This is a genomic window from Paractinoplanes brasiliensis, assembly GCF_004362215.1.
Taxonomy (GTDB): domain Bacteria; phylum Actinomycetota; class Actinomycetes; order Mycobacteriales; family Micromonosporaceae; genus Actinoplanes; species Actinoplanes brasiliensis.
Map to the genome: position 1 here is coordinate 3,079,053 of NZ_SNWR01000001.1, position 22,132 is coordinate 3,101,184.

Annotated in this window: 18 protein-coding genes; 12 read left to right on the forward strand and 6 right to left on the reverse strand. The window is 70.7% G+C overall.

What is annotated here, in order from left to right:
• Positions 1-39: 39 nt before the first annotated feature.
• Genes pseB through C8E87_RS13705 form a run of 6 tightly spaced genes read left to right on the forward strand, consistent with a single transcriptional unit; the run spans position 40 to position 6,280 of the window.
• Positions 40-1,071, forward strand: coding sequence for a UDP-N-acetylglucosamine 4,6-dehydratase (inverting) (gene pseB / locus C8E87_RS13680; RefSeq protein ID WP_203720764.1), 1,032 nt, complete (start codon positions 40-42; stop codon positions 1,069-1,071).
• Positions 1,071-2,189, forward strand: coding sequence for a DegT/DnrJ/EryC1/StrS family aminotransferase (locus C8E87_RS13685; RefSeq protein WP_133873451.1), 1,119 nt, complete (start codon positions 1,071-1,073; stop codon positions 2,187-2,189). The genes pseB and C8E87_RS13685 overlap by 1 nt, the downstream gene beginning before the upstream one ends.
• A gap of 3 nt (positions 2,190-2,192) precedes the next feature.
• Positions 2,193-3,053, forward strand: a complete 861-nt coding sequence (locus C8E87_RS13690; RefSeq protein ID WP_133873452.1) for a hypothetical protein — start codon at positions 2,193-2,195, stop codon at positions 3,051-3,053.
• Complete coding sequence (locus C8E87_RS13695) at positions 3,050-4,546, forward strand: class I SAM-dependent methyltransferase (RefSeq protein WP_133873453.1); 1,497 nt, start codon at positions 3,050-3,052, stop codon at positions 4,544-4,546. The genes C8E87_RS13690 and C8E87_RS13695 overlap by 4 nt, the downstream gene beginning before the upstream one ends.
• Positions 4,543-5,268 (forward strand): cytidylyltransferase domain-containing protein, encoded by a 726-nt coding sequence (locus C8E87_RS13700; RefSeq protein ID WP_133873454.1) that lies wholly within the window; start codon positions 4,543-4,545, stop codon positions 5,266-5,268. The genes C8E87_RS13695 and C8E87_RS13700 overlap by 4 nt, the downstream gene beginning before the upstream one ends.
• Positions 5,269-5,272: 4 nt before the next feature.
• Entirely contained in the window at positions 5,273-6,280 is a 1,008-nt protein-coding gene (locus tag C8E87_RS13705) for a PseG/SpsG family protein (RefSeq protein ID WP_133873455.1), read from the forward strand.
• On the opposite strand, the gene C8E87_RS13710 is transcribed toward C8E87_RS13705, so the two are convergent.
• From C8E87_RS13710 to C8E87_RS13725, 4 genes are read right to left on the reverse strand one after another with little or no spacing between them, the layout of a single operon-like run.
• Positions 6,258-7,271: an NADPH:quinone reductase gene (locus C8E87_RS13710; RefSeq protein WP_133876808.1), complete on the reverse strand. Its 1,014-nt coding sequence runs from the start codon at positions 7,269-7,271 to the stop codon at positions 6,258-6,260. The two genes, C8E87_RS13705 and C8E87_RS13710, sit on opposite strands and share 23 nt — an antisense overlap.
• 60 nt (positions 7,272-7,331) lie before the next feature.
• The gene (locus tag C8E87_RS13715) at positions 7,332-7,613 is read right to left on the reverse strand and encodes a HipA domain-containing protein (protein WP_133873456.1); all 282 of its coding nucleotides are present in this window, start codon (positions 7,611-7,613) and stop codon (positions 7,332-7,334) included.
• On the reverse strand, positions 7,583-8,266 hold the full coding sequence (locus tag C8E87_RS13720) for a HipA N-terminal domain-containing protein (protein ID WP_133873457.1): 684 nt from the start codon (positions 8,264-8,266) through the stop codon (positions 7,583-7,585). Before C8E87_RS13720 ends, C8E87_RS13715 begins: the two co-directional genes overlap by 31 nt.
• Positions 8,263-8,529, reverse strand: coding sequence for a helix-turn-helix domain-containing protein (locus C8E87_RS13725; RefSeq protein ID WP_133873458.1), 267 nt, complete (start codon positions 8,527-8,529; stop codon positions 8,263-8,265). Before C8E87_RS13725 ends, C8E87_RS13720 begins: the two co-directional genes overlap by 4 nt.
• 230 nt (positions 8,530-8,759) lie before the next feature.
• Between C8E87_RS13725 and C8E87_RS13730 the strand changes: the two genes are divergently transcribed.
• Positions 8,760-10,244 carry a DHA2 family efflux MFS transporter permease subunit gene (locus C8E87_RS13730; RefSeq protein ID WP_133873459.1) on the forward strand — a complete coding sequence of 495 codons (1,485 nt, stop codon included), beginning with the start codon at positions 8,760-8,762 and terminating at the stop codon, positions 10,242-10,244.
• A gap of 49 nt (positions 10,245-10,293) precedes the next feature.
• On the opposite strand, the gene C8E87_RS13735 is transcribed toward C8E87_RS13730, so the two are convergent.
• Both C8E87_RS13735 and C8E87_RS13740 read right to left on the reverse strand, forming a co-directional pair.
• A complete protein-coding gene (locus tag C8E87_RS13735; RefSeq protein WP_133873460.1) occupies positions 10,294-11,322 on the reverse strand; it encodes a S66 peptidase family protein in 1,029 nt (342 codons plus the stop codon).
• 16 nt (positions 11,323-11,338) lie between these two features.
• Entirely contained in the window at positions 11,339-11,962 is a 624-nt protein-coding gene (locus tag C8E87_RS13740; protein WP_133873461.1) for a helix-turn-helix transcriptional regulator, read from the reverse strand.
• Between the two features lie 236 nt (positions 11,963-12,198).
• Between C8E87_RS13740 and C8E87_RS13745 the strand changes: the two genes are divergently transcribed.
• The 5 genes from C8E87_RS13745 (at position 12,199) to C8E87_RS13765 (ending at position 22,132) form a co-directional block, all read left to right on the forward strand.
• Positions 12,199-15,468, forward strand: coding sequence for an ATP-binding protein (locus C8E87_RS13745; protein ID WP_239080376.1), 3,270 nt, complete (start codon positions 12,199-12,201; stop codon positions 15,466-15,468).
• A gap of 162 nt (positions 15,469-15,630) precedes the next feature.
• Complete coding sequence (locus C8E87_RS13750) at positions 15,631-16,710, forward strand: ABC transporter substrate-binding protein (protein ID WP_133873462.1); 1,080 nt, start codon at positions 15,631-15,633, stop codon at positions 16,708-16,710.
• 134 nt (positions 16,711-16,844) lie between these two features.
• Complete coding sequence (locus tag C8E87_RS13755; protein ID WP_203720763.1) at positions 16,845-19,586, forward strand: AbfB domain-containing protein; 2,742 nt, start codon at positions 16,845-16,847, stop codon at positions 19,584-19,586.
• A 64-nt stretch (positions 19,587-19,650) separates the two neighbouring features.
• Positions 19,651-21,174, forward strand: a complete 1,524-nt coding sequence (locus C8E87_RS13760) for a sugar ABC transporter ATP-binding protein (protein WP_133873464.1) — start codon at positions 19,651-19,653, stop codon at positions 21,172-21,174.
• Positions 21,164-22,132: an ABC transporter permease gene (locus C8E87_RS13765; RefSeq protein WP_133873465.1), complete on the forward strand. Its 969-nt coding sequence runs from the start codon at positions 21,164-21,166 to the stop codon at positions 22,130-22,132. The genes C8E87_RS13760 and C8E87_RS13765 overlap by 11 nt, the downstream gene beginning before the upstream one ends.

Consider the following 22,132-nt stretch of genomic DNA (forward strand, 5'->3'; position numbering starts at 1 on the left):
TGTTCTGGGTTGGTCCAGAAATCTGCTGGTCGGCTGGTTATGCTTCCGGCTCGTACCGCCGTCCTGTCCCACCCCCCGGGAGAAATCAAAGTGTCTGTACTCAGCGGATCATCGATCCTGGTCACCGGTGCCACCGGGTCGTTCGGGAAGGCGTTTCTCAACTACGCCCTGACCCATCTCGACCCGCAGCGCATCGTCGTGTTCTCCCGGGACGAGCTGAAGCAGTACGAGGTCCGGCAGATGTTCGGCGACGACTCGCGGCTGCGCTTCTTCCTGGGCGACATCCGGGACAAGGCCCGCCTGGAACGCGCCATGCACAACATCGACTACGTCGTGCACGCCGCCGCACTCAAGCAGGTCGACACGGCCGAGTACAACCCGTCCGAGTTCGTCGAGACCAACATCAACGGATCACAGAACGTGATCGACGCCGCGATCGACAAGGGCGTCAAGAAGGTCGTCGCGCTCTCCACCGACAAGGCGTCGAGCCCGATCAACCTGTACGGCGCGACCAAGCTCGTGGCCGACAAGCTCTTCATCGCCGGCAACCACTACGCCGCCACCCACCCGACCCGCCTCGCGGTGGTTCGTTACGGAAACGTTATGGGAAGCCGCGGCTCGGTCGTCCCCCTGTTCCGCAAGCTCGCCGCCGAGGGCAAGAGCCTGCCGATCACCGACAAGCGCATGACCCGCTTCTGGATCACGCTCCCCCAGGCCGTGAAGTTCGTCGTCGACTCGTTCGACACCATGCAGGGTGGCGAGCTGTTCGTGCCGCGCATCCCCAGCATGCGCATCCTCGACCTGGTCGAGGCGGTCGCGCCGAACTCGGCCACCCACGAGATGGGCGTCCGGCCGGGCGAGAAGCTCCACGAGGAAATGATCGCCTCCGACGACAGCCGCCGCACGCTGCGCTTCCCCGACCGCTACGTGGTGCAGCCGGTCGTCGCGAGCTGGGGTTACGAGACCCCCGAGGGCGGCGAAGAGGTGCCGGACGGCTTCAACTACCGCTCCGACAACAACGACCTCTGGCTCTCCGTCGAGGACATGCGCAAGCTGCTCGAGGAGAACTGATGCTGCCGTACGGGCGGCAGTCGATCGACCAGTCCGATGTCGAGGCGGTCGTCGCCGCCCTGGGCAGCGACTGGCTGACCACCGGCCCCAGGGTCGCGCAGTTCGAGGCCGACATCGAGGCCGTCGCCGGCGCCCCCGCGGTGACCGTCACCAACGGCACGACGGCACTGCACACGGCGTACGCGGCGGCCGGCGTGACCACGGGCGACGAGGTCGTCACCACGCCGATGACTTTCGTCGCGACTGCGTCGGCCGCGTCGCTGCTCGGCGCCAAGATCGTCTTTGCCGACATCGAGGACGAGACGGCGAACATCGACCCGGCCGCCGTCGAGGCGGCGGTCACCCCGCGGACCAAGGCGATCGGCGCGGTCGACTACGCCGGGCACCCGGCCGACTACGACGCGCTCCGCAAGGTCGCCGAAGGCGTCGGCGCGGTGCTGATCGGCGACGCGGCCCACTCGATCGGCTCGACCGTGCACGGCCGTCCGGTCGGCAGCCTGGCTGACCTGACGACCTTCTCGTTCTTCCCCACCAAGAACATGACCACGGCCGAGGGTGGCGCGGTCGCATCGATCCGGCCCGACCTGCTGCAGCGGGCGCGCACGTTCCGCACCATCGGGGTCGTGCGGGAAGACCTGCGGCACCCCGACGAGGGCGCCTGGTTCTACGAGGTGCACGAGTTCGGCAACAACTACCGGCTGCCCGACGTGCTCTGCGCCCTGGGCAGTTCCCAGCTCAAGCGGCTGGCCGCCTTCAAGGCCCGCCGTCAGCAGCTCACGGCCCGCTACGACGAGTTGCTGGCCGGCGTTCCCGGGCTGCGGCTGCCGATCCAGCGTGAGGGCGTCGACCCGCTGCGTCACCTTTATCCCGTACGGGTGTTGGACGGTCGACGGCGTGAGGTCTTCGAGCGGATGCGTGCGGCCGGCATCGGCGTGCAGGTCAACTACATCCCGGTGTACTGGCACCCGGTCTTCACCGACCTGGGATATCGGCGCGGCATGTGCCCCGTGGCGGAGACGTTCTACGCTGAACAGCTATCGTTGCCGCTCTTCGTCGATCTCTCCGACGCCGACCAGGACCGTGTCGTGGAGACGCTGCACACCATCCTCGGGAGCTAGCGGGTGCACCACGCCAACCACTTCTACGGCCACGCGCACATCATGGCCGAGTACTGCGGGTTGGATCGGGAGCATCCACCCCGGATCAACGGCTACCTGCAGCACGGGTGGAACGTGGTCGACGGGCTCGGCGGCGGCACGCCTTACGTGCCGGGCCGGCCCATCTTCGTCTACTCCGAACAGACCAGGCGGCGAGCCTGGTCCATGGGGCGCCGGCAGGCCACGGTCGTCGGCGCTCCGTTTCTCTACCTGCTGACCATGCGGCCGTCGCCCACCCCGGCAGAGGAAGCCGCCCGCGAGGGCACGATCTTCTACCCGTTCCACGGGTGGGAGGGCCAGCACATCGCGGGCGACCACGAGCGGCAGGTCGAAGAGATCATGGAAACCGAGAGCGGCCCGGTGACCTTCTGCCTCTACTGGCAGGAGTACCGCAACGACGCCGTCCGCGCCTCGTACGAGAAGTACGGCCGGGTCATCTGCCACGGCTACCGCGGCTTCCAGTGGCGCGACACCGACATCGACTTCCTCGACAAGCAGCTCGCCGAGCTGCGCAGGCACAAGCGCGTGGCGTCGAACCGGCTGAGCAGCGCCGTCTTCCACGGCATCGCGGCGGGCTGCGAGGGCGCCGTCTACGGCGACCCGATGCACCTCGACAAGGAACACCGGCCCACCGCCGACCGCGTCCGGCGGAACTGGCCCGAGCTGCACGGTAAGCAGCTCGATCCGGCGGCCGCCCGCGCCACCGCCCTCAGCGAGTTGGGAGACGGCTACCTGGCGTCACCTGCGGAGCTGCGCGCAATGCTCGGCTGGACGGGGTATTACACTGCCCAGTCCGCCGCCGAGACGGAGGCAGTGCCCGCATGATGGAGATGATCGGGGGCGAGATGCCCTCATTCACCGAGGACCGCCCGCGAGCCGGGGGCGCCCTCTTCGGTCACGTGGCCGAGCAGCTTCCGGCCGGCGTCGACGTGCTGGTCGCCGGCCCGCACACCGACGAGCTGATCGACGCGGTGGCCGCCCGGGCGAACGTGACCTGCCTGGTGCGCTCCGAGCCCGAGGCGATCGCGCTCGACGCCCGCGGCCTCACGGTGCTCTGCGGGACGCTGGTGAAACTGCCCGACGCCGAGAAGTACGACGTGATCGTCGCCCTCGACGGGGTCGACCGGCTCTGCTCGGTCGAGAACGAGCAGCTCGACTGGGCCGCGAGCCTGCAGGCGCTCAAGCGGGCCCTGCGCCCCGGCGGCACGCTGCTGCTGGCCGTGGAAAATGAGCTCGGCGTGCACCGCCTGGTCGACCCGGCGACCCACACCTCGGCCCAGGCCGACAGCGCGTGGCGCCCGCTCGGCGAGTTCGACACCAAGCCCGGGAACCCGACCCGGCTGGCCGGCAAGCTCTCCGCCGAGGGCCTGGCGATCGACTGGCTGGGCTCGGTCTGGCCGGTGCCCGAGACCCCCACCCTGATCGCCACGCCCAACGCGCTGCAGGACGGTCCGGCCGACGTGCTGGCCGCTGTGGCCGCGGGGGCGGTCGGACGGGCTTACACGGACAAGCCTGTTCTCAGCGACCCGCGCCGGCTCGCCGCCGCCGCCGTGCGAGGCGGCCTGGGGGCGGAGTTCGCCGCCTCCTGGCTGGTGGTCGCCCACCGCGCGCCCCGCCCCGCGGCCGTGCTCAACCTGCCGCCCGTGCTGGCCGGTGACGGCCCGGTCGTCGAGATCGCGCCCGGCCCCGACGGCGCCTGGGTCCGCCGCGTGCTGCGCGACGCCCCCGATGTGCTGAACGGACCACTGCCCACCGGCCGTCTGCTCGAGGAACTGCTGCTCGGCGCGGCCCTGCGCCACGACCTGCCCCTCCTGCGGCGACTGCTCACCGGCTGGGCCGCCGCGCAGCCTCACGCCACCGCCGACAACGTCGTCGTCCACCACGACACGTTCGCCGTGCTCGACCCCAGCATTCCCCCGCAGACCGACGTGATCCGCCGGTTCGCCCAGACGCTCCTCGGTGGGGGCTACGCACACCCCTGGCCCGCCGCCACCGATCTGACCACGCTCACCTCGGTCCTCCACGGCGCCGCCGGCCTGCCCGACGACGTCCCGCCCGTCCCGGCGGAGGACGAACTCCCCCTGCCCGACTCCCGCCGCGAGCACGAGGAGCAGCTGCGCGCGCTGCGCCGGCAGATCGCCGACGCGACCTCCCGCGCCCAGTGGTACGAACGCGAGCTCAACAAGCGGGACAAGGAGCTGGCCAAGCTCCGCAAGCAGGCCGAGATCTTCACCGGCAAGGTGGGTTACCGCGTTGTGAAGATCGGCTACGGGGTAGCCCGCAAGGCACGGAATCGCCTTCGAAAAGGACTTAAATGACAACCCTCGGCATCATCCAGGCCCGGATGGGCTCTTCGCGCCTTCCCGGCAAGGTGCTGCGCAAGCTCGGGGGCCGCAGTGTCCTCGAGCGTGTGGTCCGGGCCGCCCAGCAGAGCGGCGTGCTGGACACCCTGGTCGTCGCGACCACGATCGAGCCGGCCGACGACGCGGTCGTGGCCGAGTGCGCCGCGATCGGCATCCCGTGCACCCGCGGCCCGGTCGACGATGTGCTGACCCGGTTCCTGGGCGTGCTCGACCAGCACGAGAGCGACGTCGTCATGCGGTTCACGGCCGACTGCCCGCTGCTCGACCCGCACCTGGTCGCGCTGGCCCACCGCGTGTTCACCGCGGCCGGCGTCGACTACATGACCACTTCCATCACCCGTACGCTGCCGCGCGGGCTCGACGTCGAGGTCGTGCGCACGCCGGTGCTGCGGGCGGTGGACGCGCTGGCCACCGAGCACCACCGCACCCACGTGACGTCGTACATCTACACGCACGCCGACGACTTCGACGTGATCGGGCTGACCATGCAGCCCGACCTGTCGCACCTGCGGCTCACGCTCGACACCGAGGACGACTGGAAGCTCATCGAGGCGATCGTCGGCCACTTCGGCGACGAGCCGATCTCGGTCCGCGAGCTGGCCGACTGGCTGACCGGACGCCCCGACCTGATCGAGCTCAACGCCCACGTCCTTCAGAAGGCCCTGGTTCAGGCATAACACTGTGACAACCGTCGGTATCCGCTGCGACGCCGGTGCGCGCACCGGCGTCGGGCATCTCGTCCGGTGTGTCGCGCTGGCCGAGGAACTGGTCTCCCGCGGCGTCGGGGTGCGCTTCCTGAGCGACCTCGGCGGCGTCGAGTGGGCCGAGTCCCAGCTCACCAGCCGTGGTCTGCCCTGGTCGCCGCCGCCCGCCGACCCGGCCGGGCTGGTCGCGGCCGTCGCCGATCTCGACGCTCTCGTCATCGACTCGTACACGTTGCCGCCGGAGCACTCGATCGCGGTCCGCGCGGCCGGGTGGCCGGTGCTGGCGATCGTGGACGGCGACTTCCGCGGGCAGACGGCCGACATCTACGTCGACCAGAACCTCGACTCGGTGGTCGACGTGCCGGGCGCGCTCGGCCTGGCCGGGCTCGACTACGCCCTGCTGCGCAGCTCGGTGCGGTCGCTTCGCCCGGCCACGCCGCCGGTGCACACCGACGCCCGTACGCCCAAGGTGGTGGCCTTCTTCGGCGGCACCGACGCCTATCGGGCCGCACCCGAGATCGCCGTGCTGCTGGCTCAGACGGGAGCCCGGTTCGACGCCACGGTCATCGGGGCCAACGAGAGCCTGCGCGACGAGCTGCACGCCGTGGTGCCGGCCGAGGGGCAGCGCTTCGACATCATCCCGCCCACCGACGACCTGCCCAAGCTGCTGGCCGAGGCCGACCTCGCGGTGAGCGCCAGCGGCACGTCGACCTGGGAACTGCTCTGCCTGGGCCTGCCCGCGGCGCTGGTCTGGGTGGTCGACAACCAGATCCTCGGCTACGACCGCACGATCGCCCGCGGTTTCGGCGCCGGGCTCGGCCGGCTCGGTCACCTCGGCGTCGACGCCGTCGACACGCTGGAGCGGCTGCTCACCGACGCGGCCGCCCGCACCGAGCTGGCCCAGCGGGCCTGGTCGGCGGTGGACGGCCGCGGCGTCGAGCGGGTGGCCGACGCCCTGCTGGCTAAGGCGCGGTCACCTCGATGACGACCTTGCCCACGGCGTTGTTCTCGACGGCCTCGTGGGCGTCGGCGATCCGCTCGAACGGGTAACGCAGGATCGGCAGCCCGGCGTCCTCCCCCACCCGGAAGGCGCCGGCGTTGACGGCCTCGGCCACGGCGGCGACCGCGTTGTCCTTCTCCTCGGCCGAGGTGGTGTAGGTCAGCACGAAGTCGAGGCTGACGTTCTTGAGCATCGCCTTGAAGCTGGGGATCGTCACCTCGCCCGCCACGTAGATCGCGATGTTGCCGTTGGGCGCGATCACGTTGAGGTCGAGCCGCAGGTTCTCGGTGCTGACCTCGACCACGATGTTGGGGCCGGTCTCGCTGAGCTCCCGCACCCGGGCGGCCACGTCCTCCTCGCGATAGTTGATCACCGCGTCGGCCCCCGCGGCCGCGGCCAGGTCGGCCTTCTCCTTGGACGACACGGTGGCCAGCACGGTCGCGCCCGCCCACTTGGCCAGCTGGATCGCGGCGTTGCCGACAGCGCCCGCACCCCCGGCCACCAGCACCGTACGCCCGGCAAGCGCGCCCGGCGCCAGCCGAGCCGGACCGTCACCGGCCAGCGTGAGGCAGCGGTGCGCGGTCAGCGCCGGGATGCCCAGGTCGGCCCCGACCTCGAACGGCACGTCCTCGCTCATCCGCACCACCTGCCGGCGGGGCAGCACCACGTACTCCTGGGCGGTGCCGTTCTCACGGCCGTACCCGGCGTCCCACACCCAGACGTGGTCGCCCGGCTCCAGCCCGGTCACACCGTCACCCACCGCGTCCACCACCCCGGCGCCGTCCTGGTTCGGCACCCGAGGTGGCTTCACACCGTCCGGCACGCCGCGCCCGGCCCGGGTCCCGGTGTCGGTCGGGTTGACCGCGGACAACACGATCCGCACCCGGACCTCACCGGGCCCGGCCGGCGGCAGCTCCCGCTCGGTGATCTGCAGAACGGACGCCGGACCGGGCTCGGTGAACACAGCTGCACGCATCATGCATCTCACCCTAGTTTCACGATCGTTCAAGCGCCCCCACACAACGCGAGGCGTCGCTCACGCCCCGTCCAGCGCCTTCACGCAGCGCACGGCGTGCTCGGTGATGCGCGCGACGAGTCGCCCCGGCAGCCCGGAGCCCAGCGCGACCACCGCGTCGGCGCTCGCGGCCTGGCGAAACGCCTTCGGCAGCCGCCCGGCCAGCTCACTGATCCGCGCCCGCACCCGCCCGGCATCGAGCCGGCTGCGCTCGGCAAACGCAGCCCAGTGCCGCCCGGTGACCGCCTCGACCCGGTACTCCGAGCCGATCTTCATGGCGAGGCGCAGACGGGGCAGGTACATGTCATCGTACGGAAGGCTGCTGCGCGGAGCCCGAGATTCTGAGCCGCCCGCAGGCACAGGTGCTCGTTGAGGTCGTGGTCGTCGAAACCGGTGACGGCCGGCTTGAGGATGTGCGTCGTCGGAATCGCGCCCGACGGGTCTCCCCATTGACCCGTCACGGTGTCGAGGTGCAGCGCCGTCTTGGCCTGCGCCCCGGCCAGGCTGAACTGCCCGGTGCCGGCCAGATGCCACGCCGACGGATCCCGCCGCAGGATGCGCAGCCGCTCGGCGACCTGCTCGTCGGTCAGCAGGACGACATCGCCCTTGTTCTCTGTCATTGCCTCGACCCGCTCGGCGGGCACGAACTGGGCCGCGCCGGCGCAGTCCTCGCCGACGTGGGTAAGCAGGGCGAACGGGTTGCCGGCGGAGACCTGGAACTCGCGACCCCAGCGCTCCAGCACGCTTTCGTTGTCGGGCAGCAGCCCCTGGCAGTACGACCGTACGACCGCCCCGGCGTGAGAAGGCTGGGTCAGGGGAAGCGACAGGGACAACGGGAGAGCCGCCTCGGAACTTCGGTAGTCCGCGTCGTAGCCGAGGGCAAGGACGCCGCCCGGACCCTGCACAAGGTCGCCGACCCGGTGACCACTCAGCAGAACGACCAGGTTGCGGATCATGTCGAGCTCCCGCCGAAGGAATCGAGGTAGGCGTCCAGGTCGAAATCTGACTCGGGCTCGGGACGAACGTCGATGAACAGCCCGAGGGCGGCGACAACTCTGAAGACGAGCCCGACCTCAGCGGTGGCCTTGCCGGCCTCGAGATCGGTGAGCCATCGGCGGCTCACCCTGGCGCGGGCAGCCAGCTGGGCCTGCGTCATCGAGGCGGCGTGGCGTCTCTCTCGCAGGTAAACACCCAGGTCATCCGCATTGCTGAGGCGCATGGCCGCTCCTTACGCATGTACGTGCACATCTTAGCGCCGGCGCACGTACGCGCGCATCCCGGCCAATGCGCGCGTACGCGCGCAGAGCGTGATTGAGCACGTACGCGCACAACCGCGCCGGTGAGCGCGTTCGTGCGCACGGCGCTTCTCGCGGAGGTATGCCCTCATCGGTGGCGTGCCACTGGTCGGCTGACGGATCTCGGCACGCGGGGCGGGGCTAAGGTCGCGGCATGGATGTGACTGCTGGGGCGCCGGTGCGGTACGGCACACCGGTCGGGCGCTGGGTGCTGCTGGCCACGGTCCTCGGCTCCAGCCTGGCTTTCATCGACTCCACGGTGGTCAACATCGCCCTGCCGGCGATCGGCCGCGACCTCGGCTCCGACGCGGCCGGCCTGCAGTGGACCGTCAACGGGTACGCGCTCAGCCTGGCCGCGTTGATCCTGCTGGGCGGCTCACTGGGCGACCGGTACGGACGCAAGCGCGTCTTCATGCTCGGTGTCGCCTGGTTCGCGATCGCCTCGCTGCTGTGCGGGCTCGCGCCGAACGTCGAGATGCTGATCGGCGCCCGCGTGCTGCAGGGTGTCGGCGGCGCCCTGCTCACCCCCGGGGCGCTGGCCATCCTTGAGGCGTCGTTCGCGGCCGAGGACAGGTCGCGCGCGATCGGAGCCTGGTCGGGTCTGGGGGGCATCGGCGGCGCGCTCGGCCCGTTCCTGGGCGGCTGGCTGGTCGAGATCGGCAACTGGCGGTACATCTTCCTGATCAACGTGCCGCTCGCCGTGCTGGTCCTCCTGGTCGCGGCCCGGCACGTGCCCGAGTCACGCAACCCGGCGGCGGCCCGCCGCATCGATTACGCCGGGGTGCTCACCGGCGCGACCGGCCTGGCCGGGCTCACGTACGGCTTCACGGCCTGGCCGGAGCACGGGCCCGGTGACCCGGCGGTGCTGGTCTCGCTGGCGGTCGGGGCCGGTGCCATGGCCGCGTTCGTGCTGGTCGAGCGCCGTTCGTCGCACCCGATGCTGCCCCTGCGGATCTTCGCGAACAAGGCGTTCGGCGGGGCCAACCTGGTCACGTTCCTGGTCTACGCGGCCAACGGCGGGGTGTTCTTCCTGTTCGTGGTCAACCTGCAGGTCGTCTCCGGCTTCACGCCGCTGGCCAGCGGGATGGCGCTGCTGCCGACGACAGCGCTGATGCTGCTGCTCTCGGCCCGCGCGGGCGCCCTCTCGCAGCGCACCGGGCCGCGGATCCTGATGACAGTGGGCCCCTTGATCTGCGCGGTCGCCCTGCTGATGATGTCGCGGATCGGTGCGGACGCCACGTACTGGGCCGACGTGCTGCCCGCGGTGCTGATCTTCGGGCTCGGCCTGTCGGCGCTCGTGGCGCCGCTGACAGCCACCGCGCTCGGGGCGCTCGACGACTCGTACGCGGGAATCGCCTCCGGGGTCAACAACGCCGTGGCGCGGGCGGCCGGGCTGCTGGCGGTGGCGGTGCTGCCCCTGGCGGCCGGGCTGGGCAGCGGAAACCTGACCGACGCGGCCCAGCTCCAGCCGGTGTACCGGAACACGATGATGATCTGCGCGGGGCTGATGGTGGCGGGCGCCGTGCTCGCGTATCTGCTGGTGCCGAGCCGCCTGCCGGCCCACACCCCACCCCGTACGTTCTGCGACCCGTGCGCGCCCCCGGTGCAGTCACCCGAGTCGATCAAGAGCGCCCGATAACGGCCCCGCGACACCGCCGAAAACCGGATCGCGGCGCGGGCCTGCCCCGTCAGAAGTGCGCCGTGATCGACCGGTTCGGGCCGTCGATCGTCATGCGACCCCCGTACGGCAGAATCCACTGCGGCGTCGTGTGACCGAAATCGATCCCGAAGACGGCCATCGCCGACGGGCTGTAGACGGCCAGCGCCTCGAGGACGGCCTCCCGCTGATCGTCCCGATACGAACTGCGTTCCTCAGCCGACGCGGGGTTGCCCCGGAAGGCCGCCTTGGCCGTGGCCACCAGCACCGCCGGGAACTGTTCCAGCAGCCCCCGCTCGCCGGCGTTGCGCAGCATGCGGAACACCTCCTCGGCGGGCGGCAGCTCCTCGGAGGTCTCGAGCAGCAGGATCGAGCCCGCGTAACGCTCGACCGGCAGGATCCACCGCGAGGCGGCCAGGTTCCAGTGCAGGATCTCGAGGTTGCCACCCCAGGTCGGCCCGGTCACCACCGTGCCGGGCTGGTGCCACACCCAGCCGGGACTGGGCACGGTGGCGAGCGGCGTGTCCAGCGTCGAGGGGTTGTCCCAGTCCGATTCCTCCTCGCTGAACTGGTTCACCGGGGTGATCGCCAAGTCGGTGGTGTCGAAGAGCGCGGCCCGCAGCGAGCTCAGGTGGACCGGGTCGAGCGGGCGGGACAGGTGCACCAGCGTCGAGCCGCCGTGGTAGCCGGCCACGCCGTGCGTCCACAGCCAGTTCAGCAGGTTGGTGTTGTCGGAGTAGCCGAAGTACGGCTTGGGGTCGGCACGGAACGGCGCCGGGTCGAGGTGCGACAGGACGGTGATCTGGTCGTCGCCGCCGATCGAGGCGAACACCGCCCGGATCGTGGGATCGGCGTACGCGGCCATCAGGTCGGCCGCTCGCTCGGCGGCGGAGGCCCCCGGCGTACGGGTGGTGGGGAACTCGACCGGCTCGAGGTCCAGCTCGTCGCGGATGCGGCGCAGGGCGAGGTCCTGCACGGCCGGGAAGACCCCGGGGCCGGCCCACGAGGGCGAAACGACGGCGACCCGGTCGCCGGGCTTGAGTTTGACGGGGGCGTCCATGCCCCCGATCCAACTCTCAGATCATGCCGGCGCGAAGCGCATATGCCACAGCGTGGGACCGGTTGCGCAGCTTGAGCCGGTGGGTGACCCCGTAGATCACGTTCTTCACGGTCCGCTCCGAGTAGCAGAGCTTGCCGGCGATCTCGTTGGTGTCGAACCCGTCGGCCATCAGGCGCAGCACGTCGATCTCGCGTGGGGTCAGGCCCGAGGCGTTCAGCCCGTTCGGCGTGAGCACGTCGCGCTGCATCCGCTCGACGTGCTTGAGCAGCTCGCCGACCAGGTTGGGCGGCAGCACCCCGCCACCGCACGCGGCCGCCTTCACGCTGTGCGCCAGCCGGTCGGCCGAGACCGCCCCGCGGGGCAGGATCGCGACGACGCGGCACTCCACCGCGGTCAACAGGTCACCCTCGTCGATCTCGGACACCACCAGCACGACCGGCGCCGTCGTCTCGGCGTTCGAGCGGCGCAAGGTCGCCACCACCTCGGTGCTGAGCCGCTCGGCCGCGACCACCAGCACGTCCGCCTCGGCCCGCTGGGCGTTGCGCAACACCGTGAGGTCGCCGCGGAACTGGAGCAACGCGGCGAGACCGGCGTGGCTGAGCGGGTCTGTCGCCTGCACAGCGACCCGGGTCTGTTCCATGGCTGCCTCCCACAACGTCAGGGAAGTCAGTCTCGGGAACGGGCCTTCAGGGAACCTTCACGGATTCTTCATCGCCGATGAAGAACCCGATCGGAGCCCGATGAACCAGTTCAGCAGAGGCCGGCGGCCGTACGGAAGGACGGCGGCCGAGGAGTGCCCGTCCGTGCGGTTTGTGTTATCCATTGACACCCGGCCCGTCTCCCATGAAGTTGACAGACACCGACCCGGGAGGACACGTGCCGAACGTCTTGCGCGTCAGCGTTCTCGGGCCGGTGCGTGCCTGGCTGGGGGATCGTGAGCTGGAGCTCGGCCCGGCGCGGCAACGGGCGGTCTTCGCGGTGCTGGCCGCGCACGCGGGCCGGGTGGTCGGCCGCGACGAGCTGATCACCGCGATCTGGGGCAACTCCCCGCCGGCCACGGCCGTGGGCAGCGTCTACACCTACATCTCGGGGCTGCGCCGCGCGCTCGAACCGGCCGACCTCAGCACCGGCTCGGGTGGTTATCGGCTGCGGGTCGAGCCCGACCAGCTCGACTCGGCCCGGTTCCAGTGGTTGCGGACGGCCGCGGCCGAACTGCTCGCCACCGGGGACGCGAACGGCGCCGTGGCCCGGCTCGACGAGGCCCTGTCGTTGTGGCGCGGGGACGCGTACGCGACCCTGGCCGGCCCGTTCCTGGAACTCGACCGGCAGCGGCTGGCCGAGTTGCGGCTGGCCGCGGCCGAACAGCGGGCCCGGCTGCGGCTGGAGGCGGGCGGCGACGACGGCCTGGTGGCCGAGCTGACCGCGCTGGTCAGCGACCACCCGCTGCACGAGCCGCTGCACGAGTTGCTGATGCGCGCGTTGCACCGGGCCGGCCGGCACGGCGAGGCGCTCGAGGTGTTCCGCACCGCCCGGCGCACGCTCGTGGCCGAGCTCGGCATCGAGCCCGGCCCGGCGTTGCGCTCGTTGCAGCGGCAGTTGCTCGCCGGGACGGGCGACGTTGAGCCGGGGGTGCGGCGGGCCGGTCCGGAGCACCGTACGGTGGTGCCGACCCCGATCGCCAAGGCCCTGCGCGACGGGCTGGGCGGCCGCTCGTGGGTGGGCCGGGTGGCCGAGATTGATCACCTTCGTGGTCTGGTGCGGGCGGTCGCGGCCGGGGCCGGGAACGCGGTGTGGATCTCGGGTGAGCCCGGCATCGGCAAGACCGAGTTGCTGACGCATGCGTTCGCCGACGCCGCCCGCTACGGCTGCCGGGTCGCCTGGGGCGCGGCCGATCAGCTGCGTTCCCGCGTACCGCTGCAGGTGCTGTCGCGGGCCTTGGGCCTGGGCACGGGGGCCGAGCCGGTGGACGACCAGATCGTCGCGGCTGTCCGGTCGGCCTGCGCCACCTCGCCGCTGGTGCTGGTGGTCGACGACATGCAGTGGGCCGACAGCGCCACCGTACGGGTGTGGGAGCGCCTGCTCGCCCTCGTGCCCAAGCTGCCCCTGCTGCTGGTGGCCGCGGCCCGGCCCGACGCGCACCACGCCGGACTGCGCCGCAAGGTCCTGGCCCGCCAGCGCATGCCGCTCGACCTGGGCCCGCTCGCCCCGGCCGAGCTCGACCGCATGGTGACCGCCCTGGTCGGGGCTCCGCCGGGGGACAACTTGCGTGCGCTCGCCGCCCGTTCCGGCGGAAACCCGTTGTTCGCCCGCGAGCTGGTCACGGCGCTGCGGCAACGGGACGCGGTCGAGATCAGCGGCGGGCGGGCCGACATCGGCGCCGAGGTGACCGTCGACCCGCCGCAGACCCTGCTCGACGCGGTGCACGCAGCGCTCGACGTGCTGTCCCCCGAGACCCGTGAGGTGCTGCGGCTGGCGGCGCTGCTGGGCTCGGAGTTCTCGGTCAGCGAGGTGGTGGCGGTGACCGGGCGCTCGGCCCTCGACCTGGTCGGCGCGCTGGAGGAGGCGCTGGCCGCGGCCGTGCTGGTCGACAGCGGCAGCGACCTGGCGTTCCGGCACCCGTTCCTGCGGCAGGCGCTGGTCGCCAGCGTGCCCCCGGCCCTGCGCGCGGGCCTGCATCGGCACGCCGCCGAGGTGCTGGCGGCCGGCGGCAGCCCGCTGACCCGGGTCGCCGAGCAGCTCAGCGCGTCTGCACCGGTGGTCGACTCGTGGGTGCTGAACTGGCTGGTCACGAACCACTCGGCGGTGGTGCGACGAGCCCCGCAGATCGCCGGCGACCTGATCCGCCGCACGCTCGCCACCGAGCTGCCCTCGGCCGGGGAGCGCGGCGTGCTGCTGGTGGCCCTGGTGCGCTTGGAGTTCCGGCAGGGCCGGACGCCGATGAACCAGGCCGAGGAGGCGATGAGCCTCGCCACCGACCCGGCAGCCCGCGCCGAGATGCGGCAACTGCTCGCCACGATGCGTCACCGCCGCGGCGAGACGGCCGAGGCCGAGGCGATGTTGCGTGAGGCGGTCGACGACGAGCGGGTGCCGTCGATCTGGCGGTCCCGGCACAGGGTGCTCCTGGCCAACTTCCGCCGCGGCGACCTCGATGACCTGGACGCGGCCGAGCGCCGGGCGCAGGCGGTGCACGACGAGGCGGTGGCGGCCGGGCAGCCCTACGAGACCGCGTTCGCGTTGCAGACCATCTGGCTGACCAGCTCGATCCGCCGCGACCACGAGCGCGCGCTGGCGCATGTGGACAGGGCGATCGGGGTGGTGCGGGCGCACCCGGAGCTGACCGCCACCTATGTCGACCTGCTCGACAATCGGCTGTTCTCGCTGCAGAACCTCGACCGGCTGGACGAGGCCCAGGAGACGCTGCGCACCGCGCCGGCCGGTCTGCAGGTGGCGGCCGCGGTTCAGGATTATTGGCTGGGCCGCTGGGACGAGGCGCTGGCCGAGGTCGGCGCGGTCACCGAGGACGGGCCGGGCATCACCTTCCACGGCCGGCGCGAGCCCGGCGCGGTGACGATGCTGATGCACGGGGTGGCCGCCCTGATCGCGCTGCACCGCGACGCCCCCGACCTCGCCGCGGCCCACCTGGGCGCCGCAGACGCCGTGCCGGCCAGCGAGGCCGAGCGCGAGAACTGCGACTTCCTGCTGGTCGCGCGGGCGTTGGCGGCCGAGCAGCAGGGCCGGCCGGCCGAAGCGCTCGACCTGCTGGGACCGCTGCTGCAGCCCGCGTACGCCCCGATGATGCTGCGCCATCAGTGGCTGCCCGACGTGCTACGGCTGGCCCAGCGGCACCACCGGCCCGACATCGCCGAGCGGGCCGCCGCGATCTGCGCCGCCGAGGCCGCTCGCGAGGTGCGGCCGGCCCGGGCGTACGCGGCCAACCTGCGCTGCCAGGCGTTGCTGCGCGGTGACCCGGCACCGGCCTTGGCCGCGGCCGCGCATTACCGCAAGGTCGGCCGGGTGCTCGAGCTGGCGTCGGCGCTCGAGGACGCCGCGGTGCTCAGCGGGGAACGGCCCGAGGAGGCGCACCGCCTGTTCGCCTCGATGTCGGCGCGCTGGGACGTCGCGCGTACATCGACATCCGTGGTTTGATCCTGTTCGGAGCGGTCCGTTCCGCGCATAGAGAAGTCTTGATACACGTTCGTTATTGCGCGGGTCTGCTCTGATCCCTTGACAGAAAAAGTTCGATAGTGCGTGAATGTGTTTCCAGGTGGTTACTCCCCGGTGTCACATCCACCACTAAGGAGCTCTGTCATGAGCGTTTCCCCCGGCCGTTGGCGGCCGGCGGCCGCGATTTTCGGTGCGGCCCTTCTCTTCCTCAGCGCCTGTGCCAAGTCCGAGGACAGCGGCACGACGTCGGCCGCCGGCGCCCCCTCGGCGGGCGCCCAGGTCGTGCAGTCGGCCGATCCGAGCGCCGCGACCTGCACCCTCGAGCAGTACGGCGGCACCAAGGTCGACCTGAAGACGGCAAAGGTCGGCTTCTCCCAGTCGGAGAAGGAGGCGAACCCGTTCCGCATCGCCGAGACCCAGTCCATCAAGGACGAGGCGGCGAAGCTGGGGATCACCAACCTGACCACGACCAACGCCAACTCTCAGTTCAACAAGCAGATCAGCGACGTCGAGCAGATGATCGACTCGGGCGTGCAGCTGCTGGTCATCGCCCCGCTGAACTCGGACGGCTGGGACTCGGTGTTCGCCAAGGCGTCGGCCAAGAAGGTTCCGATCATCACGATCGACCGCAAGATCAACGCCACCCCGTGCAAGGACTACCTGACCTTCATCGGCTCCGACTTCGCCGAGCAGGGCAAGCGCGCGGCCGACGAGATGGCCAAGGCGATGGGCAACAAGGGCAAGGTCGCGATCCTGCTGGGCTCCCCCGGCAACAACGTGACCACGCTGCGGACGAGCGGCTTCAAGGACCAGATCGCCAAGATCGCGCCGGACATCCAGGTCGTCTTCGAACAGACGGGCAACTTCTCGCGCGAGGAAGGGCAGAAAGTCACCGAGCAGCTACTGCAGTCCAACCCGGACATCAACGGCATCTACGGGGAGAACGACGAGATGGCCCTCGGCGCCATCACGGCCCTGAAGAGCGCCGGCAAGAAGGCCGGTGACGTGAAGGTCGTGTCGATCGACGGCACCAAGGGCGCTGTGCAGGCCATTGTGGACGGCTGGGCGACCGCGGTGATCGAGTCGAACCCGCGTTTCGGCCCCCTCGCGTTCGAGACCGCGACCAAGTTCTTCGGTGGTGAGCCGGTCGGCCAGGACATCATCATCCAGGACCGGCAATACGGCACGGACAACGCCAAGACAGACATCAGCGCCGCCTACTGAGCGTCCGGGCGGGTGGTGTTCCGGCGCTGCCCGCCCGCTCCACCATATGGACGCCGGTCTATTGCTGGCTCGTGTGCGATCACGTCAGTATGTGTGCGTCCCCGCACGGCTCACTCTTTCGAAGGAGAGAGAACGTGACTGCACATCCCCGGAGGCTCCTCGCCCTCGCCGTCGCGGCCCTCACGGCCAGTGCCGGCGCGGTCGTGGCGTTCGCCTCGCCCGCAGCAGCGTTCGTCCCGAAGACGCCACCGCTGACCACCCCCTGGACCAGCCAGGTCAGCACGGCCAACCCCCTCCCGGAATACCCCCGGCCTCAGCTGACGCGCACCGACTGGCAGAGCCTCAACGGCATCTGGCAGTTCGCCGGCGCGTCGAACATCAACACCCCGCCGACGGGACAGACCCTCGGTGAGGAGATCCTCGTGCCGTACCCGATCGAGAGCGCGCTCTCCGGGATCATGCGGCGGCAGGACTACTCGTACTACCGCCGCACGTTCACCGTTCCGGCCGGCTGGTCGGGCCGCAACGTGCAGCTCAACTTCGGCGCCGTCGACTGGCAGTCCAAGGTGTGGGTCAACGGCACGCTGCTCGGCACCCACGAGGGCGGCTACGACAAATTCTCGTACGACATCACGTCCGCTCTGCGGGCCGGCAGCAACGAGATCATCGTCGGCGTCTGGGACCCCACCAACGGCCAGGACATCCCGGTCGGCAAGCAGCGCCTGAGCCGCGGCGGCATCTGGTACACCCCGTACTCGGGAATCTGGCAGACGGTGTGGCTCGAGCCGACGAATCCGGCGCACATCACCCGGCTCGACACCACTCCGAACGTCGCCGCGGGCGGCCTCGACCTGGTCGTGCAGGCCGCCGGCGCGAGCGGGCAGCAGGTCACCGCGCAGGTGCTGTCCGGCGGCACGGTCGTCGGTTCGGCCACCGGCACGGTCGGCTCGTCGTTCCGCGTGCCGGTGCCCAACGCGCGCCTCTGGACCCCCGACGATCCCTTCCTGTACGACCTGCGGGTCACGCTGAGCAGCGGGGACACGGTCGGCGGCTACTTCGGCATGCGCTCGCTCGGCAAGGCCGTGCTGGGCGGGGTGCTTCGCCCGACGCTCAACGGCAAGTTCGTCTTCCAGCTGGGCACGCTCGACCAGGGTTACTGGCCCGACGGCATCTCGACCGCGCCCACCGACGCCGCGCTGCGCTTCGACCTGGAGCAGCAGAAGGCGCTGGGCTTCAACATGGTGCGCAAGCACATCAAGGTCGAGAGCGACCGCTGGTTCTACCACGCCGACCGGCTGGGCCTGCTGGTCTGGCAGGACATGCCGGCGCTGGCCAGCGGGCGCGAGCCGTCAGCGGCGGGCCGCACCCGGTTCGAGAAGGAACTGAAGGAGATGATCGACGAGCACAAGGGCATCACGTCGATCGTGCAGTGGGTGCCGTTCAACGAGGGCTGGGGCCAGTACGACTCCGGGCGCATCGCCGATCTGGTGAAGAGCTGGGACCCGACCCGGATGGTCAACCACAACTCCGGCTCCAACTGCTGCGACTCCGACCCCGACCCGGGCAACGGCGACGTCATCGACGACCACCTGTACGTCGGCCCCGGCATCACCCGCCCGCCGACAGCCACCCGGTTCGCGGTCAACGGCGAGTACGGCGGCCTGGGCCTGCGCACCCCCGGGCACGAGTGGCCGACCAGCGGCAAGTTCGCGTACGAGTGGCTGCCCGACAGCAACGCCCTGACCAGCAGATACGTGCAGATCACGGGCCGGATGGTCGACCTGATCAACGGCAACGGGCTGTCCGGCTCCGTCTACACCGAACCGACCGACGTCGAGGAGGAGCTCAACGGTTTCTTCACGTACGACCGGCAGCTCCGCAAGATGGACTTCGCCCGCGTACGTGAGGTCAACCTGCGGGTCCTGGGCGCGGCCAACGGCACCACGCTCTCGCTCAACCGGCCCGCCTCGCTGCGGGTCACCACGCCCGGCTACACCGACCGCTACCTGCGGCACGCTGACGGCGCCGCCCGTACGGACGTGATCTCGACGTCCAGCTCCACCACCGCCCGGCAGGACGCCACGTATCTCGTACGCCCGGGTCTGTCCAATGCGTCCTGCTACTCGTTCGAGTCGCGCAACTTCGCAGGCCAGTACCTGCGGCACCGCAACTCCCGCGTCTATCGCGAGGCCGACACCGGCGGATCGTTCGCCGGCGACGCGACCTTCTGCGCCCGGCCCGGCCTCTCCGGCGGCGGCACGTCGCTCGAGTCGGCCAACTTCCCCGGCCGCTACCTGCGGCACCGGGCCGAGGAGGTGTGGGTCGAGGCGAGCAGCGGAGGCTCGTTCAACGACGACGCGACCTGGGCCGTGGGCTCACCGTTGTGGCGAAGCGGCGCCGACCTGGCCGTCGGGCAGAGCCGGTCGTTCCGGGTCACCACGCCCGGCTTCGACAACCGTTACCTGCGGCACCGTGACAACCTGGCGCGCACCGACGTGATCTCGGCGTCGAGCGCGCAGGCCGACCGGCGCGACGCGACCTTCACCGTGCGCGCCGGTCTGGCCGACAACAGCTGCTACACGTTCGAGTCGGTCAACTATCCCGGCCAGTACCTGCGGCATTCGGGTTACCGGCTGCAGAAGGCGGCCAACGACGGGAGCGCGACGTTCCAGCAGGACGCCACGTTCTGCGCCCAGCCCGGCCTCAACGGCGGATCGGGCAACGTCTCGCTCGAATCGATCAACTACCCCGGCTACTACTGGCGGCACTACGCCGAAGCCGTCTACATCGCCACCAACGGCGGTGGCAACACGTGGGACAACGCCGGCAGCTACAACGCCGACGTGACCTGGAACAACGCGGCCCCGCTGGGGTAGCTACGACCGCCGGGCCGGGTGGTGCCCTGACCATCCGGCCCGGCACCGATTGAGGAGCCACTGCATGGCGTTGCTGGAAGTCGTCGACGTCTCCAAGATATTTCCGGGCGTACGCGCCCTCGACTCGGTGTCCTTCACACTGCAACCGGGCGAGGTGCACGCGCTCGTCGGCGAGAACGGCGCCGGCAAGTCCACCTTGATCAAGGTGCTCACCGGCGTCTACCAGCCGGACGGTGGCGAGCTGCGGTATCAGGACTCGCCGGCGCAGTTCGGCACCCCGATGGACGCCCAGCGCGCCGGCATCTCGACCATCTATCAGGAGGTCAACCTCGTCCCGCTGATGAGCGTGGCGCAGAACCTCTTCCTCGGTCGCGAGCCGCGCAACAAACTCGGCCTGATCGACCGGGGCAGGATGGAGCGCGAGGCCCGCGAGGTGCTGGCCGGTTACGGCGTCACCACCGACGTCCGCCGCCAGCTGGGCACGCTCGCGCTCGGCGCTCAGCAGATGGTCGCCCTGGCCCGCGCCGTCATGATCGACGCGAAGGTCGTGATCATGGACGAGCCCACGTCGTCGCTCGAGCCGCGCGAGGTGCAGACCCTCTTCGGCGTCATCCGTGACCTGCACGTACGCGGCATCGGCATCATCTACGTCAGCCACCGGCTCGACGAGCTCTACGAGATCTGCGACGCGGTCACCATCCTGCGCGACGGCCGGCTGGTGCACACCGGCAAGCTGGCCGGCCTGGAACGGATCAAGCTGGTTTCGCTCATGCTCGGGCGCGACATGGCCGAGGTCCGCCGCGAGGGGGCGACAGCGTTCTCGGGCGCGGCCACCGGTCACGACGAGGACCCGCCGGTGCTGCGGGTGCGGGGGCTGAACAGCCGGCACAAACTGCACGACATCAGCTTCGACGTGCGTCCCGGCGAGGTGGTCGGGCTGGGCGGGCTGCTGGGCGCCGGCCGCAGCGAGACGGTCAAGGCCATCGGCGGCGCGTACCACCTGGACAGCGGTCAGATCGAGGTCGACGGCAAAGAGCTGAAAAAGCCCACCCCCGTACGCGCGGTGCAGGCGGGCGTGGCCGTCCAGCCCGAGGACCGCAAGGCCGAAGGCATCGTGCCCGGCCTCTCCGTACGCGAGAACATCGCGCTGGCCATCCTGCCCCGCGTGTCCCGAGGCGGGTTCGTCTCCGACGCGAAGATCGACGCGATCGTCGACATGTACATGAAGCGCCTGCGGATCAAGGCGTCCAGCCCCGACCAGGCCGTGGGCGACCTCTCCGGCGGCAACCAGCAGAAGGTGCTGCTGGCCCGGCTGCTCGCCACCGACCCCAAGGTGCTGCTGCTCGACGAGCCGACCCGCGGCATCGACGTCGGCGCCAAGGCCGAGGTGCAGTCGCTGATCGACGGACTGGCGGCCGAGGGACTCGGCGTCGTGCTGGTCTCGTCGGACGCCGAGGAGTTGGTCGAGGGCTCGGACAGGGTGGTGGTGCTGCGCGACGGCGTCGTGGTCGGCACCCTGACCGGCGCCGAGGTCACCACCGAGGACCTGATGTCCACCATCGCAACGGAGGCCCCCCGTGAGCACTGAAACGGTGGCCGCCCGGCCCGTCGTCGACGCCGCCCGCCTCAAGGCCTGGCTGCCCAAGTACGGCGTCTACGCCGCCATCGTGCTGCTGGTCGTCTACAACATCTTCTTCACGCCGTACTTCGCGACCTGGAGCAACCTGCGCATCCAGCTGATCCAGGTGGCGCCGATCGTCATCGTGGCCCTCGGCATGGCGCTGGTGATCGGCACCGAGGGCATCGACCTCTCGGTCGGCTCGGTCATGGCCCTGGCCGCCGCCTTCATCCCGCTCTATCTCGGGTACGGGGTGGTCGCCGCGATCCTGGTCGCCCTGCTCGCCGGGGTCGCCGTCGGCCTGATCAACGGTGTTCTGGTCGCCAAGGTGGGCCTGCAGCCGATCGTCGCGACCCTCGCACTGTTCGTGGGCGGGCGCGGTCTCGCCGTCGTGATCAGCGAGGGCAAGCTCGTCGACATCCGCAACCCCGACTTCCTCTACCTCGGCTCGGGTGACCTGCTCGGCATCCCGGTGCTGGTCTGGATCGCGGCGCTGATGGTGCTGATCGTCGGCTTCGTCATGCGCCGCACGGTCTTCGGCCGCCGGCTGCTGGCCGTCGGCGGCAACCGCCCGGCCGCCGAGCTGGCCGGCCTGCCGGTCAAGCGGGTGCTGATCACCGTGTACGTGGTGTGCGCGGTGCTGGCGTCCATCGCCGGCCTGCTCTCGGTGGCCCGCATCCAGTCCAGCGACGCGTCCTCGGTGGGCCTGCTCATCGAGCTTTCCGCGATCACCGCCGTGGTGGTGGGCGGCACCCCGCTCACCGGCGGCAAGGTCCGGGTCCTGGGCACAGTGGCCGGCGCCCTGCTCATGCAGCTGGTGATCGCCACGATGATCAAGCACAACCTGCAGCCCTCCACCACCGAGATGGTGCAGGCCGTGATCATCCTGATCGCGGTCTACGTGGCCCGAGAGAGGAAGACCCGGTGA